Source organism: Mycobacterium sp. NPDC049093 (genome assembly GCF_040704635.1).
In the GTDB taxonomy this organism is placed as follows: Bacteria; Actinomycetota; Actinomycetes; order Mycobacteriales; family Mycobacteriaceae; genus Mycobacterium.
On sequence record NZ_JBEZJS010000001.1, the window covers coordinates 1,038,570 to 1,053,818 of the forward strand.

16 protein-coding genes are annotated in these 15,249 nt (G+C 67.5%); 9 read left to right on the forward strand and 7 right to left on the reverse strand.

Annotated elements, in window-relative coordinates; translation table 11 throughout:
• The first annotated feature begins 6 nt into the window (after nucleotides 1-6).
• The 6 genes from AB0876_RS05145 (at nucleotide 7) to AB0876_RS05170 (ending at nucleotide 5,330) form a co-directional block, all read left to right on the forward strand.
• Nucleotides 7-891 (forward strand): polysaccharide deacetylase family protein, encoded by an 885-nt coding sequence (locus tag AB0876_RS05145; RefSeq protein WP_526041394.1) that lies wholly within the window; start codon nucleotides 7-9, stop codon nucleotides 889-891.
• Between the two features lie 70 nt (nucleotides 892-961).
• Nucleotides 962-1,942: an Acg family FMN-binding oxidoreductase gene (locus AB0876_RS05150; RefSeq protein ID WP_526041395.1), complete on the forward strand. Its 981-nt coding sequence runs from the start codon at nucleotides 962-964 to the stop codon at nucleotides 1,940-1,942.
• Between the two features lie 9 nt (nucleotides 1,943-1,951).
• A complete protein-coding gene (locus AB0876_RS05155; RefSeq protein WP_157923437.1) occupies nucleotides 1,952-2,398 on the forward strand; it encodes a universal stress protein in 447 nt (148 codons plus the stop codon).
• Nucleotides 2,399-2,408: 10 nt separating this feature from the next.
• A complete protein-coding gene (gene dosR, locus AB0876_RS05160) occupies nucleotides 2,409-3,050 on the forward strand; it encodes a hypoxia response regulator transcription factor DosR/DevR (protein WP_491839418.1) in 642 nt (213 codons plus the stop codon).
• A 78-nt stretch (nucleotides 3,051-3,128) separates the two neighbouring features.
• Nucleotides 3,129-3,563 carry a pyridoxamine 5'-phosphate oxidase family protein gene (locus tag AB0876_RS05165; protein ID WP_055116705.1) on the forward strand — a complete coding sequence of 145 codons (435 nt, stop codon included), beginning with the start codon at nucleotides 3,129-3,131 and terminating at the stop codon, nucleotides 3,561-3,563.
• Nucleotides 3,564-3,605: 42 nt separating this feature from the next.
• On the forward strand, nucleotides 3,606-5,330 hold the full coding sequence (locus tag AB0876_RS05170) for a GAF domain-containing sensor histidine kinase (protein WP_491839419.1): 1,725 nt from the start codon (nucleotides 3,606-3,608) through the stop codon (nucleotides 5,328-5,330).
• 61 nt (nucleotides 5,331-5,391) lie between these two features.
• Here AB0876_RS05170 and AB0876_RS05175 read toward each other — a convergent pair whose 3' ends face one another.
• Together AB0876_RS05175 and glpX are read right to left on the reverse strand one after the other, a co-directional pair.
• Entirely contained in the window at nucleotides 5,392-6,807 is a 1,416-nt protein-coding gene (locus AB0876_RS05175) for a class II fumarate hydratase (RefSeq protein WP_491839420.1), read from the reverse strand.
• Nucleotides 6,808-6,825: 18 nt separating this feature from the next.
• Nucleotides 6,826-7,854, reverse strand: a complete 1,029-nt coding sequence (gene glpX, locus AB0876_RS05180) for a class II fructose-bisphosphatase (RefSeq protein WP_166906048.1) — start codon at nucleotides 7,852-7,854, stop codon at nucleotides 6,826-6,828.
• A gap of 55 nt (nucleotides 7,855-7,909) precedes the next feature.
• Here glpX and AB0876_RS05185 point away from each other — a divergent pair, with 55 nt between their 5' ends.
• Nucleotides 7,910-8,548, forward strand: a complete 639-nt coding sequence (locus AB0876_RS05185) for a DUF4245 domain-containing protein (RefSeq protein WP_491839421.1) — start codon at nucleotides 7,910-7,912, stop codon at nucleotides 8,546-8,548.
• Between the two features lie 11 nt (nucleotides 8,549-8,559).
• Nucleotides 8,560-9,372, forward strand: coding sequence for a dienelactone hydrolase family protein (locus tag AB0876_RS05190; RefSeq protein WP_491839422.1), 813 nt, complete (start codon nucleotides 8,560-8,562; stop codon nucleotides 9,370-9,372).
• Here AB0876_RS05190 and AB0876_RS05195 read toward each other — a convergent pair.
• From AB0876_RS05195 to AB0876_RS05210, 4 genes are all read right to left on the reverse strand, one after another.
• Nucleotides 9,350-10,561 carry an AI-2E family transporter gene (locus AB0876_RS05195; RefSeq protein ID WP_491839423.1) on the reverse strand — a complete coding sequence of 404 codons (1,212 nt, stop codon included), beginning with the start codon at nucleotides 10,559-10,561 and terminating at the stop codon, nucleotides 9,350-9,352. The two genes, AB0876_RS05190 and AB0876_RS05195, sit on opposite strands and share 23 nt — an antisense overlap.
• Nucleotides 10,562-10,625: 64 nt before the next feature.
• Nucleotides 10,626-11,471 carry an SDR family NAD(P)-dependent oxidoreductase gene (locus tag AB0876_RS05200; RefSeq protein ID WP_526041396.1) on the reverse strand — a complete coding sequence of 282 codons (846 nt, stop codon included), beginning with the start codon at nucleotides 11,469-11,471 and terminating at the stop codon, nucleotides 10,626-10,628.
• Complete coding sequence (locus tag AB0876_RS05205; RefSeq protein ID WP_526041397.1) at nucleotides 11,468-12,238, reverse strand: SDR family NAD(P)-dependent oxidoreductase; 771 nt, start codon at nucleotides 12,236-12,238, stop codon at nucleotides 11,468-11,470. The genes AB0876_RS05200 and AB0876_RS05205 overlap by 4 nt, the downstream gene beginning before the upstream one ends.
• On the reverse strand, nucleotides 12,235-13,326 hold the full coding sequence (locus AB0876_RS05210) for a cholesterol dehydrogenase/isomerase (RefSeq protein ID WP_526041398.1): 1,092 nt from the start codon (nucleotides 13,324-13,326) through the stop codon (nucleotides 12,235-12,237). Before AB0876_RS05210 ends, AB0876_RS05205 begins: the two co-directional genes overlap by 4 nt.
• A gap of 397 nt (nucleotides 13,327-13,723) precedes the next feature.
• Here AB0876_RS05210 and AB0876_RS05215 point away from each other — a divergent pair, with 397 nt between their 5' ends.
• Nucleotides 13,724-13,999 (forward strand): hypothetical protein, encoded by a 276-nt coding sequence (locus AB0876_RS05215; RefSeq protein WP_236732109.1) that lies wholly within the window; start codon nucleotides 13,724-13,726, stop codon nucleotides 13,997-13,999.
• A gap of 12 nt (nucleotides 14,000-14,011) precedes the next feature.
• On the opposite strand, the gene AB0876_RS05220 is transcribed toward AB0876_RS05215, so the two are convergent.
• Complete coding sequence (locus AB0876_RS05220) at nucleotides 14,012-15,211, reverse strand: cytochrome P450 (RefSeq protein WP_526041399.1); 1,200 nt, start codon at nucleotides 15,209-15,211, stop codon at nucleotides 14,012-14,014.
• Nucleotides 15,212-15,249 lie beyond the last annotated feature (38 nt).

Consider the following 15,249-nt stretch of genomic DNA (forward strand, 5'->3'; position numbering starts at 1 on the left):
GCCGGGGTGGCGAGGCTCCCCAACAGTCAGGCATGGCGGTGGACTGTGGTCGGCGTGGTCGCCGCCGTCGTGGTCCTGGTGGTGGGGGTGCTCACCGGGCACATCCGCCGCGACGACCCCGACGACGTGGATTGCGCGACGGAGCGGTGCATCGCGCTGACGTTCGACGACGGGCCCGGCCCATACACCGACCGGCTCCTGCAGATCCTCAAGGACAACGACGCCAAGGCGACGTTTTTCGAGATCGGCAACAAGGTCGCCGCCAACCCCGAGGGTGCCAAACGGGTGGTTGAGGCCGGCATGGAGTTGGGCAGCCACACCTGGGAACACCCCAACATGACGACCATCCCGCCCGAGGAGATCCCGGCCCAGTTCAGCAAGGCCAGTGACGCGATCGAGGCTGCGACGGGCCAGCGGCCCAAGCTCGTGCGCACCGCGGGCGGGCTGGTCAACGACCAGGTGCTCGCCGAGGCCGGCAAGCAGGGGCTGGCCGACATCAACTGGGACGTCATTCCGTTCGACTGGGCCAACGACGCCAACATCGCCGCGACCCGCTACATGCTGATGACGCAGATCAGGCCCAACAATGTGGTGTTGTTTCACGACACCTACTCGTCCACCGTGGACCTGGTGGAGCAGTTCATCCCGGTCCTCAAGGCCAACGGCTACCACCTGGTGACCGTGAGCCACATGCTCGGTGAGCGCGAGCCGGGCACCAGTTACGGTAGCCGGGAGAACGGCCCGCCCGTACCGCCTGCCGAGGCGCTCAAGGACATTCCGCCGGAGGAGATCCCGTTGCTGCCTGCGACGCCGTCGCCTCCGCCGATGCCGAACTTCCCGATCACCGACATCCCCGGTGCGAATTCGGGGGGCCCCAACAACGGGGCGTGAGACGTACATCGCGCCGGTTTGAGGACCAAAGACCCTAACCGGCGGGCCCGGGCGCGACGAGGCTTGAAGCATGCCCGAGACGATGTTCGATTCTGCGACCCTCACCCGTGCGGTGCAGCTGGCATCACGTGCGCCGTCATTGCACAACACCCAACCGTGGCGGCTGGTCGTCGACGGCAGTGGGGTGCACCTGCACCTGGACCCGAGCCGCGTGGTGACCGCGACCGATCGATCGGCGCGTGAGGCGGTCATCAGTTGCGGGGTGCTGCTGGATCATCTGCGGGTGGCGATGGCCGCGGCCGGATGGGCCACCAGTGTCGACCGCTTCCCGAATCCGAATGACCCCGATCATCTGGCGACGCTGCAGTTCTCGCCGATGGACTTCGTCACCGATGCGCATCGTCGGCGGGCCGACGCGATCCTGGCCCGGCGAACCGACCGGCTGCCGATGGCCGGGTATGCGGACTGGGATTCCTTCGAGAGACTCTTGAGGTTGCGGTTGCCCGACGGCCCGGTGCACTTGGACGTGCTGGCCGAGGAGATGCGCGCCGACGTGGCAGAGGCGGCGGCGCTGACCGAGACGCTGCGCCTCTACGATTCCGCCTATCATTCCGAACTTGCCTGGTGGACAACACCGTTCGCGACCGAGGACGGTATCCCGCCGAGCGCCCTGGTCTCGGCTGCGGAAAGCGAGCGGGTCGCGGTGGCGCGGACCTTCCCGGTCACCGCGCACAGCGATCGCCGCCCCTCCGTCCACGACGACTCGGCCACCCTGGTGGTGCTGTCCACCGACGGGTACAGCCGGGCAGACGCCCTCGACGCCGGCGAGGCACTCTCGGTTCTGCTGCTGGAATGCACGTTGTCGGGTCTGAGCACCTGCCCCGTGAGCCACGTGACCGAGTTGCACGCCAGCCGCGACATCGTCGGCACGCTGATCGGCCGTGACGCCTGCCCTCAGTTGCTGGTCCGCATCGGCATCGCCCCGACACTCACCGATGCACCACCGCCGACACCGCGCCGCACCGTCGACACCTTCGTGACCTTCGAATAGGAGATGACCATGACCGACACCCTGATCGCCCCCGCCGCCGCAGCTACCGCCACTGGTGCGGCCGTCGTGGTCGAAGCCGACGGCCGCACCGCGAGCAACGACGCGCTGCACGCCGCGATCGAGGAGGCCGTGGGACGCGGTGCGCCGTTGCGGGTGCTGACCACCTGGGGCGCCCGGCACCGCGAGATGTACGACGCGACCGCCGTCGCCGAGCGTGACCGGTTGTCGGCGGCACAGCTCGAGCGCCGCCTGGCCCGCGCGCTGAAACGATCCCCGGACCTCGATGTGCAGAGCATCGACGGCTACGCCGGCGTCGCGGAATACCTGACGGCACATCCGGAATCGGCGCAACTGCTCGTGCTCGGTGCCGATCACCCCGATTCCGCCGGGTTGCAGGCGGCGTTGGCGCACTCGGGTTGCGCGGTGCTCACTTGCGATCGGCGCCATCGGTTGTGAGACTCGGGGAATGATCAGAGTCTTTCTGGTCGACGACCATGAGGTGGTCCGCCGCGGGCTGATCGACCTGCTCAGCGCCGACCCTGAGCTCGACGTGATCGGTGAGGCCGATTCGGTGGCGCAGGCCCTGGCCCGGGTGCCGGCGCTGAAGCCCGACGTCGCGGTGCTCGACGTCCGGCTGCCCGACGGCAACGGCATCGAACTCTGCCGGGACCTGTTGTCGCGCATGCCCGATCTGCGCTGCCTGATGTTGACGTCGTTCACCTCCGACGAGGCCATGCTGGACGCCATCCTGGCCGGCGCCAGCGGCTATGTCGTCAAGGACATCAAGGGGATGGAACTGGCCCAGGCGATCAAGGACGTCGGGGCCGGGAAGTCGCTGCTGGACAATCGCGCCGCCACGGCGCTGATGGCGAAACTGCGCGGCGACGCCGAGCGGTCCGACCCGTTGGCCGGGCTGACCCAGCAGGAGCGCGTGCTGCTCGACCTGCTGGGGGAGGGGCTGACCAATCGGCAGATCGCGGCCCGGATGTTCCTTGCCGAGAAGACCGTCAAGAACTACGTGTCGCGGTTGCTGGCCAAGCTGGGCATGGAACGTCGCACCCAGGCCGCGGTATTCGCTTCCAACCTGGAACGTCGTAATCATCAGTGATGCCAGGGCCTTTGGTCACTGACGGATAGGGCCTTTGCCCATGGCGCCGCGCTCTACACCCGCAATAGCGTCGTCGCTATGGAAACCGGAATATCAACGCGCAGTGAGCCGGTCGAGATTCTGTCCGAGCGTGAGAGTTGGGAGCTGTTGGGCAGTGCGTCGCTCGGCCGCCTCGTCACCGCGGTCGACGACGAGGCGCACGTCTTCCCGGTCAACTTCGTGGTGCAGAACCGAACCATCCTGTTCCGCACCGCGGCGGGGACGAAACTGATCAGTGCGGCGATCAACAACCATGTGGTGTTCGAAGCCGACGACCACAACGCAGCCGAAGGCTGGAGCGTGATCGTGCGCGGCGTGGCACGCACCCTGCGCACCGACGATGAACTCGACGAGGCCGAACGGGCGCAGTTACTGCCATGGACGGCGACGGCGAAGACGCACTATGTCCGGGTCTCACCCGTCCGGGTCACCGGTCGCAGGTTTCGGTTCGGACCTGAGCCGGCCGCGCGGTGACGAGTTGGACGAGCTTGGTGCCCCACGGCCGGTAGTGCCAGCATGGTGGACGTGACTGGGCATGGTGCGCACCCCGACGATGAACAGCGAACTCCACAGTTGCGGGACACCCTCTCGCAGCTGCGACTGCGCGAACTGCTCACCGAGGTCCAGGACCGGGTCGAGCAGATCATCACCGGCCGCGACCGCATCGACGGCCTGGTGGAGGCCATGCTCGCGGTGACCTCGGGCCTGGACCTCGAGGTCACGCTCAGCACCATCGTGCGCACGGCGATCGAGTTGGTCGACGCCCGCTATGGCGCACTGGGCGTACGTGGCGACGACCACGAGCTGACCGAGTTCGTGTATCAGGGCATCGACGACGAAACCCGGGCCGTGATCGGTCATCTGCCCGAGGGGCGTGGCGTGCTCGGCGTGCTGATCGACGATCCGAAACCGATCCGGCTCAACGACATTCACGAACACCCGGCGTCGGTGGGATTTCCGCCCAACCATCCGCCGATGCGGACCTTTCTCGGCGTCCCGGTGCGCATCCGTGACGAGGTGTTCGGCAACCTCTACCTCACCGACAAGACCAACGGGCAGCCGTTCAGCGAGGACGACGAGGTGCTGGTGGAGGCCCTGGCCGCGGCAGCCGGAGTCGCGGTGGAGAATGCCCGGCTCTACCAGCTGTCCCGTGACCGTCAGGCCTGGATCGCGGCCACCCGCGATATCGGGACCGAACTACTCGGCGGCACCGATCCGGCCAGGGTGTTCCGGATGGTGGCCGACGAGGCGCTCAACCTGACCGGTGCCGACCGCATCGTCGTCGCGGTGCCCGGCAGCGAGGTTCCCGCCGATGAGGCCGACACCCTCGTGGTGGCCGCGACGGCAGGGCGTCCGACCACGATCGACTCGATCCCGGTGGGCCCGCACGCAGCGGAGGCGGCGGTGGGTGCGGCGTTCCACGATGGCACGCCGCACCGGCTGGACCGCCTCGAGCTGGACGGCGCGGGTGGCCCGGCGCTGGTGTTGCCGCTGCGTGCCACCGACACCGTGGCGGGCGTGCTGGTGGCCGTGCGGGCCGACGGTGCCCAGAGTTTCACCGCCGAGCAACTGGACATGGCCGCAGCGTTCGCCGACCAGGCCGCGGTGGCCTGGCAACTGGCCAGCTCCCAGCGCAACGTGCGCGAGCTGGAGATCCTGGCCGATCGCGACCGCATCGCCCGGGACCTGCACGACCACGTCATCCAGCGCCTGTTCGCGGTCGGACTGTCCTTGCAGGGCACGATCCCGCGCGCGCATTCTCCGGAGGTGCAGCAGCGGCTCACCGACACCGTCGACGATCTGCAGGCGGTCATCCAGGAGATCCGGACCGCGATCTTCGACCTGCACGGTGCCCACGCCGGTACGACGCGGCTGCGGCAGCGGCTCGACGACGTAATCGCCCAGTTCGCCGACGCGCCGATACACATCAGCACACGGTTCGTCGGCCCACTGTCGGTGGTCGATGCGACCCTGGCCGACCATGCCGAGGCGGTGCTGCGCGAGGCGATCAGCAATGCGGTACGTCACTCGGGGGCAAGTGAACTCGCGGTTCTCGTCGAGGTGGCCGACGACCTGTCCATCGAGGTGTCGGACAACGGCTGCGGGATCGCCGCCGAGATCACCGAGAGCGGCCTGGGGAATCTGCGGGCCCGGGCGTTGAGTGCCGACGGCCGGTTCACCATCACCGACGGGCCCGACGGTGGGACCGTGTTGCGTTGGGCCGCACCGCTTCCTGAGTAACGTTCAAACGAAAGCGCCCCGAAACCTGGTGGTCTCGGGGCGCCTCGGCAGAAAGCGAGGGCTACTCGCCTTCCTTCACCTTCGCCATGGCCAGGACATCGAGGCGCTTGTCCAGCTCGGCCTCCGACAGCTTGTCGCCGATCAGGCCGCGGTCGATGACCGTCTGGCGGATGGTCTTCTTCTCCTTGAGCGCCTGCTTGGCGACCTTGGCGGCCTCCTCGTAGCCGATCGCCGAGTTCAGCGGCGTCACGATCGAGGGGGAGGACTCGGCCAGGGTGCGCAGGTGCTCCTCGTTTGCCACCAGGCCGTCGATGCACTTCTCGGCGAACAACCGAGACACGTTGGACAGCAAGGTGAACGATTCGAGCACATTGCGGGCCATCATCGGGATGTACACGTTGAGCTCGAAGGCACCGGACAGGCCGCCGACGGTGACGGCGGCGTCGTTGCCGATGACCTGCGCGGCCACCTGGGTAACCGCCTCGGGCAGAACCGGATTGACCTTGCCCGGCATGATCGAGCTACCCGGCTGCAGGTCCGGCAGCTGGATCTCGCCCAGGCCGGTCAGTGGGCCGGACCCCATCCAGCGCACGTCGTTGGCGATCTTGGTCAGCGAGGCGGCGATGGTCTTGAGGGCACCCGATGCCTCGACCAGCCCGTCGCGGGCCGCCTGGGCCTCGAACGAGTCGGCGGCGGTACGCAATTCGGCCAGGCCGGTCTGGTTCACCAGCACCTCGACCACCTTGGGGCCGAAGCCGTCGGGGGCGTTGAGCCCGGTGCCCACGGCTGTGCCGCCGATGGCGAGCTCACCGAGGCGGGGCAGCGTGGCCTTTACCCGCTCGATACCGGCCTCGATCTGGCGGGCGTAGCCACCGAACTCCTGGCCCAGGGTGACGGGCACCGCGTCCATCAGGTGGGTCCGGCCCGACTTGACCACGGTCTTCCACTGCCTGGCCTTGGCGGCCAGCGACTCGTGGAGCACCTCGAGCGCCGGAATCAGATGGCGCACAGCGGCTTCGGTAGCCGCAATGTGGGTGGCCGTCGGGAACGTGTCATTGGAACTCTGCGACATGTTGACGTGATCGTTGGGGTGGACCTCAACCCCGTTGCGGGCGGCGATCGAGGCGATCACCTCGTTGGCGTTCATGTTGGAGCTGGTGCCCGAACCGGTCTGGAACACGTCGATCGGGAACTGGTCGTCGTGCAGGCCGTCGGCGATCTCGCCGGCCGCGGCGATGATGGCGTCGGCCTTGTCGGCGGCGAGCAGGCCCAGGTCCTTGTTGACCTGCGCGCAGGCCGCCTTCAGCAGGCCCAGCGCGCGGATCTGGGTGCGCTCCAGCCCGCGGAAGGAGATCGGGAAGTTCTCCACGGCGCGCTGGGTCTGCGCCCGCCACAGGGCGTTGACCGGCACCCGGACCTCGCCCATGGTGTCGTGCTCGATGCGGTACTCGACAGCTCCGTCGGTATCGGTGCTCATGTTGCCCTTTCTGGCGAGTTACGGGAGCGGGTAGGCGGCGGTCTTGTCGCCGGTGAAGTCGATGGCGGAATATTCGTTGAGTTTGGTCAGCCGGTGGTAGGCCTCGATCATGCGGACGGTGCCGGACTTGGACCGCATCACGATGGACTGGGTGGTGCACCCGCCCGGGTAGTACTGCACGCCCTTGAGCAGGTCACCGTCGGTGACGCCGGTGGCGCAGAAGAAGACGTTGTCACCCGAGACCAGGTCGTCGGTCGACAGCACCTGGTCCAGGTCGTAGCCGGCGTCGAGTGCCTTCTGTCGTTCGGCGTCGTCGGTGGGGGCCAGCTGGGCCTGGATCGCGCCGCCCATGCAACGGATCGCCGCCGCGGCGATGATGCCTTCGGGGGTGCCGCCGATGCCGGCCAGGATGTCGGTGCCGGAGTTGGGGCGGCAGGCCGAGATGGCGCCTGCGACGTCGCCGTCGGTGATCAGCCGGATGCGCGCACCGGCGGCGCGGGCATCCTCGATCAGCTGGGCGTGGCGCGGCCGGTCCAGGATGCACACGGTCAGATCGCTCACCGAGGCGCCGCGCACCTTGGCCACCCGCCGGATGTTCTCGCCGATGGGAGCGGTGATGTCGATGGCGTCGGCGCACTCGGGGCCGACGGCGATCTTGTTCATGTAGAACACCGCGGACGGGTCGAACATCGCACCGCGCTCGGCGACGGCGAGCACCGAGATCGCGTTGGGCATGCCCTTGCTCATCAGCGTGGTGCCGTCGACCGGGTCGACGGCGAAGTCGCACTCCGGCCCGTCGCCGTTGCCGACCTCTTCACCGTTGAAGAGCATCGGGGCTTCGTCTTTCTCGCCCTCGCCGATGACCACGACACCGCGCATCGACACCGAGTTGACCAGCTCACGCATGGCGTCGACAGCGGCCCCGTCGCCGCCTTCCTTGTCGCCGCGGCCTACCCAGCGGCCTGCCGCCATGGCGCCGGCCTCGGTCACCCGGACGAGCTCGAGGGCAAGGTTGCGATCCGGGGCTTCCCCCCGCGTGGGACTCATGGCCCAGATTGTCCCAGAACGTGGTCAGCGTTTGGGAGCTGGGATACTGGCGAGCATGTCCTCCGAGCCGACGTCTCAGCCAACCCCGGTCCCGAAGCCGGAAAAGTCGCGGTTGCTGCAGGACGGCCGGGACATGTTCTGGTCGATGGCGCCGCTGGTGGTGGCCTGCATCGTGCTGGCCGGGATGCTGGGGATGTGCTCGTTTCAGGCGGGTGGGCCCGGGGCCGGTCCGGCCCCGGAATTCGATGCTCCGGCCGCGCTGCAGGCCGACGCCGACACATTGAAGATCCCGATCCGGCTGCCTCAGCTGCCCGAGGGCTGGCAGCCCAACTCCGGCAGTCGCCATGGCATCGACGGCGGCCTGACGTTGCCGGACGGTCAACATGGCCGCGCGGTGTCGTCGCGCATCGGCTACCTCGCTCCCAACGGCAAGTACTTGAGTCTGACCCAGAGCAATGCCGACGAGGCCGCCCTGGTGGCCTCGATCAAGCCGGATTCGTATGCGTCCGGCACCCAGGACGTCGACGGGGTGACCTGGGTGGTCTACGAGAGCAGTGACCCGGAACCGGTGTGGACGACGAAGCTGAGCGGACCGGCTCAGGTCGCGATCACCGGCGCCGGTGGTACCGATGAGTACCGTACGCTGGCGAGTGCGACGCAGAAGCAGTCGCCGCTGCCGATCAAGAGGCCGTGACGCACTAACGGATGGAGCCCGTGTTGTCGTCGCCAGTTGCAGATCTCACCGGGTGGACCGCCACCCCCTTCACCGCCGCCGATCAGACCTACGACGTCTACCGCAAGGGCGAAGGCCCCGGCGTGGTCCTGATTCCCGAGATTCCCGGTCTGCATCCCGGCGTGCTCGCGCTGGGCAACCATCTGGTGGACAACGGCTTCACGGTGGCCGCACCGTCACTGTTCGGCACCCCCGGTGCCGCTGCGGTCCGCCCCGGCGCCATCGCGGTCACGGTGAAAGCGTGTGTGACACGGGAGTTTTCGGCATTCGCGACGAACGCCGACCGGCCCGTCGCGCATTACCTCCGGGCGCTGGCCCGCGATCTCAACGCCAGCACCCCGGGTAAGGGAGTCGGCATCATCGGACAGTGCTTCACGGGCGGCTTCGCGCTCGCCGCCGCCGTCGACGACAGCGTGCTGGCGCCGGTGCTGAGCCAACCGTCGGTGCCGGTCGCCCTGACCGCGGCGCAGAAACGCGATCCGGGGATGTCGGAGGCCGAGCTCAAGATCGTCGAACAGCGCGTTGCCAATGACGGACTGTGCGCGCTGGCCCTTCGGTTCAGCCAGGACAAACTGGTGCCGGGGGAGCGGTTCGCCACCCTCAAGGCCCGCCTGGGTGACGCGTTCGAGGTGATCGAGATCAATTCGAAAAAGGGCAATCCCGACGGTCTGTCCGCGTCGGCCCACTCGGTGCTGACCGATCAGGTCCGTGAGGTCGACGGGCATCCCGCGTACGAGGCGCGTAAGCGGGTGGTGGCCTTCCTCACGGAGCGGCTGGCTTCGTAGCGTCTGCTTCGGCTTTTGGATCGGATTCGGCTCGGGGTGCGTCGTGCTTGCCCCCGAGCCGCTTCTGGATCCACTCCCAGATGCGTCGCCACGGCCGCTGACCCGGCTCGTCGGGCTCGGTGGTCTCCAGCTCGACGCCCTTGAAGACTGCCAGGTAGACGCTGACCGTGGTGACGATGATGATCATCAGCACCGGCCCGATCACCAGGCCGAAGAATCCGAACATCGAGATGCCGGCGAACACCGCCAGCAGCATCAGTGCCGGATCCAAGCGGGCGGCCTTGGGTACCAGCCAGGGGCGCAGCACATTGTCGATGTTGGTGACCACCAGTAGGTGGAACACCACCACGAAGATGCCGCCGATGATGTTGCCGAAGAACATCATTCCGATGCCGAACGGAATGGTCACGATGCCGCCACCGAGCGGGATCACCGACAGGGCGGTCAGCAGGATCGCGAAGACGAAGAACCCGTTGTGGAAGCCGGCGATGTAGATCGAGATGGCCCCGGCCACGCCCTGGCAGAACGCGATCACGAACTGTCCCTTGACGGTTCCCTTCACCATGGCCCCGGTCTTGGCCAGGTACAGGTCGGTGATCTCCTCGCCGAGCGGGTTCAGCCGGCGGATCAGCGTGGCCATCTCGGCGTTGTTGACCAGCATCGAGATGAACACGTACAGGAAGATGATCGATGCCGTGATCGCGCCGACCATGCCGCCGACCGCGCCCTGCAGGATGCCGAGCAGCCACTCGCCGAGGTGCTGAGAAAGCTTGACCACGGTGTCGCGCAAGGAATCCGCCGTCAGGTGGATGTCCAGGAACGGTACCCGGCCCAGCAGTGAGTTGACCAGTTGCAGGGTCCGGTCGCCCAGGGTGCTGACATCGGTGTCGGCGATCCAGGTGCTGACCGTGTTGACGAGCTGGGTCACCTGCACGATGGCCATGAAAACCACCAGTGCCACCGGGATGATCACCATGAGGATGGCGACCAGCAGCGTGAGCGTGGCAGACAGGCCGGTGCCGAATCGGCGCTGAAACCGTTGGTAGAGCGGGGTGAACAGATACGCGCCGACGGCAGCCATCACGATCAGGACGAAGAAGCCACGCAGGAAGTACGCGCCGAGCAGCACGGCCAGCACCGTGACGACCGCCAGCGCCCGCTTCTGGGTGAGGGTGAACTCGTCTTTCATCGGGTCCCTTCCCGCCGTTGGGCTGACCCTATCGCCACGCTGGCGTGACGGTCGGCATTGAGCGTCACTCTGGCGTGACGCTCGAGCCCTCAGTCGAGCGGTGCGCGGCCTGACTGGCCCGCTGGGAGGCGACGAAGCGCATCGAGAGTCGCTGCATCAGGCCCGGTGCCACCCGCGCGAACAGCCATGAGGCCTGGGCGCGACGGGGTTTGACCAGGATGGCCTTGTTGCGCGCGATCGCACGCAGGGTGTCGGCGGCGAGCCGGTCGGCGTCGTAGGCGGTTTTGACGCCCTGGCCCTGCAGGAAGTAGTCGCGTCCGACGAAGCCGCCGACCGCGCCCTTGTCCAGGATCGGCGTCTCCACCGCCGCCGGGCACACTGCCAGCACGCCCACGCCGTGGGCGGCCGCTTCCGATCGCAGCGCCATCGACAGCCCGACGACGGCGTGCTTGGTCATCACATAGCTCGTGAGCTGGCCCGCCGCAGCCAGACCTGCCATCGAGGCGGTGTTGACGATGTGGCCGTGGCCCTGCCGGATCATCTGTGGATACGCCGCGGCGACGCCATGGACGACGCCGCGCACGTTGATGTCGATGATGGCGTTCCACTGGTCCAACGTCAGGAGCTCGGTGTCGCCGCCCCAGACGATGCCTGCGTTGTTGAACATCAGGTCGAGCCGACCGGCCCGGTCCACCACGCCGTCGACCGCGGCCTGCACGGCGGCCGCATCGGTGACGTCCAGACGTGCCGACCGGGCGCCGAGCGGAGCCGCAGTGCGGGCTGCGGCGTCCTCGTCGATGTCGGTGCAGAGCACCTCGGTGCCCGCGCCGGCCAGCGCGCGGCACAGCGCCGCACCGATTCCGGATCCGGCGCCGGTGACCAGTGCCTGCTTGCCGGCCAGAGAGGTCACGCCTGGGCCAGCTTCATGACGTGTCCGAGGATGTCCGGGTAACGCTTGAGGTGTGCGCCGCCGTTGAGATCGAGCACCTCGCCGGTCAGCCACGAGGCCTGGGGTGAACACAGGAACACCACGGCGGCCGCGATGTCCTCGGGGGTTCCGCTGCGGCCCAGTGCGGTGTTCTCGATGTACTCCTCGACCACGCCGGGGATCATCGCCGCGGGATCGGTCAGCGGCGTCTTCACAAATCCCGGCGCGATCGCGTTGACCCGGATGCCGCGTGGTCCCATCTCCAGCGCGGCCACCTGCGTCAGCATCGACAATCCGGCCTTGGCCGCGCAGTAGGCGCTCATGCCGGCCGCGGGCTGGCGCCCGTTCAGCGATGAAATCGACACCAGGACACCACCTTCGGGCAGGTTACGCCCGGCGTGCTTGGCGACGATGAACCCGCCGTTGAGGCAGACGTCGACGACTGAGCGGAAGTCCTCGGCTGCCAGGTCGGTGATCAGCCCGACGTTGCTGAATCCCGCGCAGTTGAGCACGATGTCAATAGATCCGGCCCGGGTAACGTCGGCGAACAGCTTCTCCACCGAGCTCTCGTCGGTGACGTCGGCGTAGTGGCTCGTGTGCGGCGCTCCGAGTTGAGTGGCCCGGGCTGCGGCTCCGTCAGCGTCACGGTCGGCCACCACGATGCGACAGCCGTCGGCGGCCAGGGCCTGGGCGCTGGCCCAGCCGATCCCCGAAGCTCCGCCGATGACGATCGCGACCCGCTGGTTCATGCTCGACTCCCGTCCGCTTGCTCGTCGGGACGGTGATCGCCCCACTTCTTGTCAATCGCGTTCCATGGGTCGGCCAGTGTGCCCGGATAGTCCTTGTACGCGGACTTCGACCGCAGGAACGCGCGGATCAGGGGAGCGGCCAGGCCAATCGGAAAACGCTTCAGGCCGGCGTTCGCCCTGGTGTCGGCGAGTAGCTGCGGCCACGAGTGATGCTGGAACCCGAGCGCCTCCTGCGAGCGGCTGGTGTCCATCCAGTCGGTGGCGAACCAGGCGGCGTCATCGTCGGGATTGCCGGGACGGCCGATCGGCAGGCCACCCTTGATTCCCATCGCGGCAGCCGCCTGCGAACCGACCGCGGACTGGATGTGCCGGTGCGTCTCGGCGTCGCCGCCGATCAGCAGCACCTCGTGGTTGGCGGTCTCGGTCGGGACTGTGGTGGCCGCGACGAAGGCGGCCGCGACATCGCGCACATCGACGGTCTGCAGCCGCCCGTCGGCGGGCAGCACGCTCTCGAACGAGATGAGGTCGACGTCGATGCCGAGGCTGAACTCGGAGCTCATGACCCCACCGAGACGCAGGATCAGCCAGTCCAACTTCGAGGCCCGGACCAGGGCCTCGGCCTCCACCTTGTGCGTGCCGTAGATGTCGGACGGGTTTACCGGGGTGTCGGGGGTCAGCACATCGTCGATGTGGTGCGGATTGCGGGCGCCGTAGACCGCGATGCTTGAGGCCTGGACGAATCGGGGCGGGGTCGGCTGGGCCTGGGCGGCCCGCAGCAGCGATGCGGTGGCCTCGACGTTCACCTTGCGGGCCAGCCCGCGACGCATGTAGCAGAACGGCGGGATGATGGCGGCGAGGTGGATGATCGCCGCCGGCGCGACCGCCGCCACCAGTGCGTCGACGGCCGCGGCGTCGGTCAGATCGGCCCAGCGCACGTCGACAGATGAGGGGAGCGCGGCGGCAGCCTTACGGTTCGCCGGCACGTCGAGATCGGTCGCGACCACCGTGCGTCCGCCGGCGGCCAGCGTCTTCACCACGGCTGAGCCCACCAAACCGAACGCGCCGGTAACCAAAACAGCGTCGGACATAGGCCTCCTCGCTAGAACGTGTTGCAACACTAGCGAACGCAGGTGTGGTGTGTGTCACCGCGATCCGGAACTCCATCGCGCGTTCACCGGCAGGCGTTCGCCCGGGGTTGCTCAGCAACCGGTGACCCTCCGTTGTGCTGGGAGAGCGCGAGGTCGGCGAATGTTGCTGCCGTTGCCTCAAAAGCATCGGCCAGTGGCACTTTGCGACGTTAAGTGTGACCGGAGACACGCTGGCCATCTCAGTGTGACGCATTTGCCCGAACGGTCGTCGTCGCCGGATTTGGAAATTTGCCCGAGGGGTATGCAAGGTGTGGCTGTACGTATCGACGAAAGTGAGCCAATCGCAGGCGTTTGTGATGTACTCGGTTGCACGCGTCAGTAATTGGGGAGGTGTGGGATGTCCGAAGATGTCGTGACGGGGGTTAACGACAGCGACTCCGGCGAAATTGCCGAAGAGGTTGCTGTGGGTTCCTCGGTGGTCGTTTATCCGGGAACTGACGACGAATTGCACGGCACCGTCGTCGAAGATTTCGCAGACTTGGCCGGGACCGCGGTTGAGGTCGCCGGCGAGCGAATTGTCGAACCGGCGCGCCGGTGGGCAGTCAACCTCGACGACGGCGGTCTGGTGTTCGTCGACGACGACAGCATTGCGCTCGCCGCGCAGGCTGCCTGAGTTCCAGGCAGTTCACCGCAGGCTCAGCGGAAGCTGACGTAACCGCCGCACCAACAGGCTGGGTTGCCATTCGGCAGCCCCGGCTGGACTGATGGTGTCGGTGATGCCGAGCAGAGCCGAGATCACGATGCGGGCTTCGAGACGGGCCAGTGCGGCCCCGAGACAGAAGTGCCCGCCCTTGCCGAATGCCAAGTGAGTCTTGATATTCGGCCTATCCAGCCGGAACTCGTTCGGAGCGTCGAACGCCGCCTCATCTCGGTTGGCTGCACCCCACAGCAGCAGTAGGTGGCTGTCCGCCGGCAGCGTTACGCCCGCCAGTTCGGCATCGGCCAGTACATGCCGGTAGTGGCCGCGGAACGGGGATTCGAACCGCAACACCTCTTCCAGGAACGGCGCGATCATCGTGGGATCCTGGCGCAATTTCCCTGCCAGTTCGGGCTGACGGCTTAGTATCCCGACGGCGCTGCCGATCAACGACGCCGTCGATTCGCCTCCCGCGCCCACCAGTTGGATCAGCATGAACACCGCCGTGTCGCGGGACACGCGCTCGGCCCCACAGTAGGTCGCCAGGTCGCCCAGCAGATTCTCGCCTGGATTTGCCGATGCTTCGACAAACCGTTCGGTCAGGTAGCCGCCGAGTTCGACGGCTGCGATCCCCGATGCGGTCAGCTGCTCGGAGTCGACGAGCCCGTCCAGGAGTTGGGTGCTGGCATAGGCCCACGCCACGAGTCGGTCCACGTCTTCGGACGGCAGGCCCAGCAGTTGCGCGACCACCATCATGGGCAGCCGGTCTGCCACGGCCGACATCCACTCGAACTCCCCGGCGGCCTGGGCGAGCAGGTCCGCAGCCGTGGCGGCGATGAAGGGCTCGAGCTCCGAGATCCGCTTGGCCGCCATCCGTGGCAGCACCAATTTGCGGTGGGCGGCATGAGCCGGATCGTCAGCGGTGGCCAGTACGTGGATGGGGCCGCCCGGCTCGCCCATGCCGAACGCGCTGACGGTGCCGTCGGCCTGGGACCACATGGTGGCGGTGAGGTTCGACGAGAAGTCGTGCGTGCGGGCGGTGGCCTCGAGGACGGCGTCGAACGAGCTCACCACGAAGAACGGTGAGTCGCCGACCTGTGCCACCGGTGCGTGCGCCCGCAGGCGGTCATAGAGCGGATACGGATCCTGCAGGCAAGCGGGCTGGAACAGTTCGTGTGCCAGGAGCATTTGGCCAGGTTGGCTGGCTGTTCGAGGCCCGTCAACGA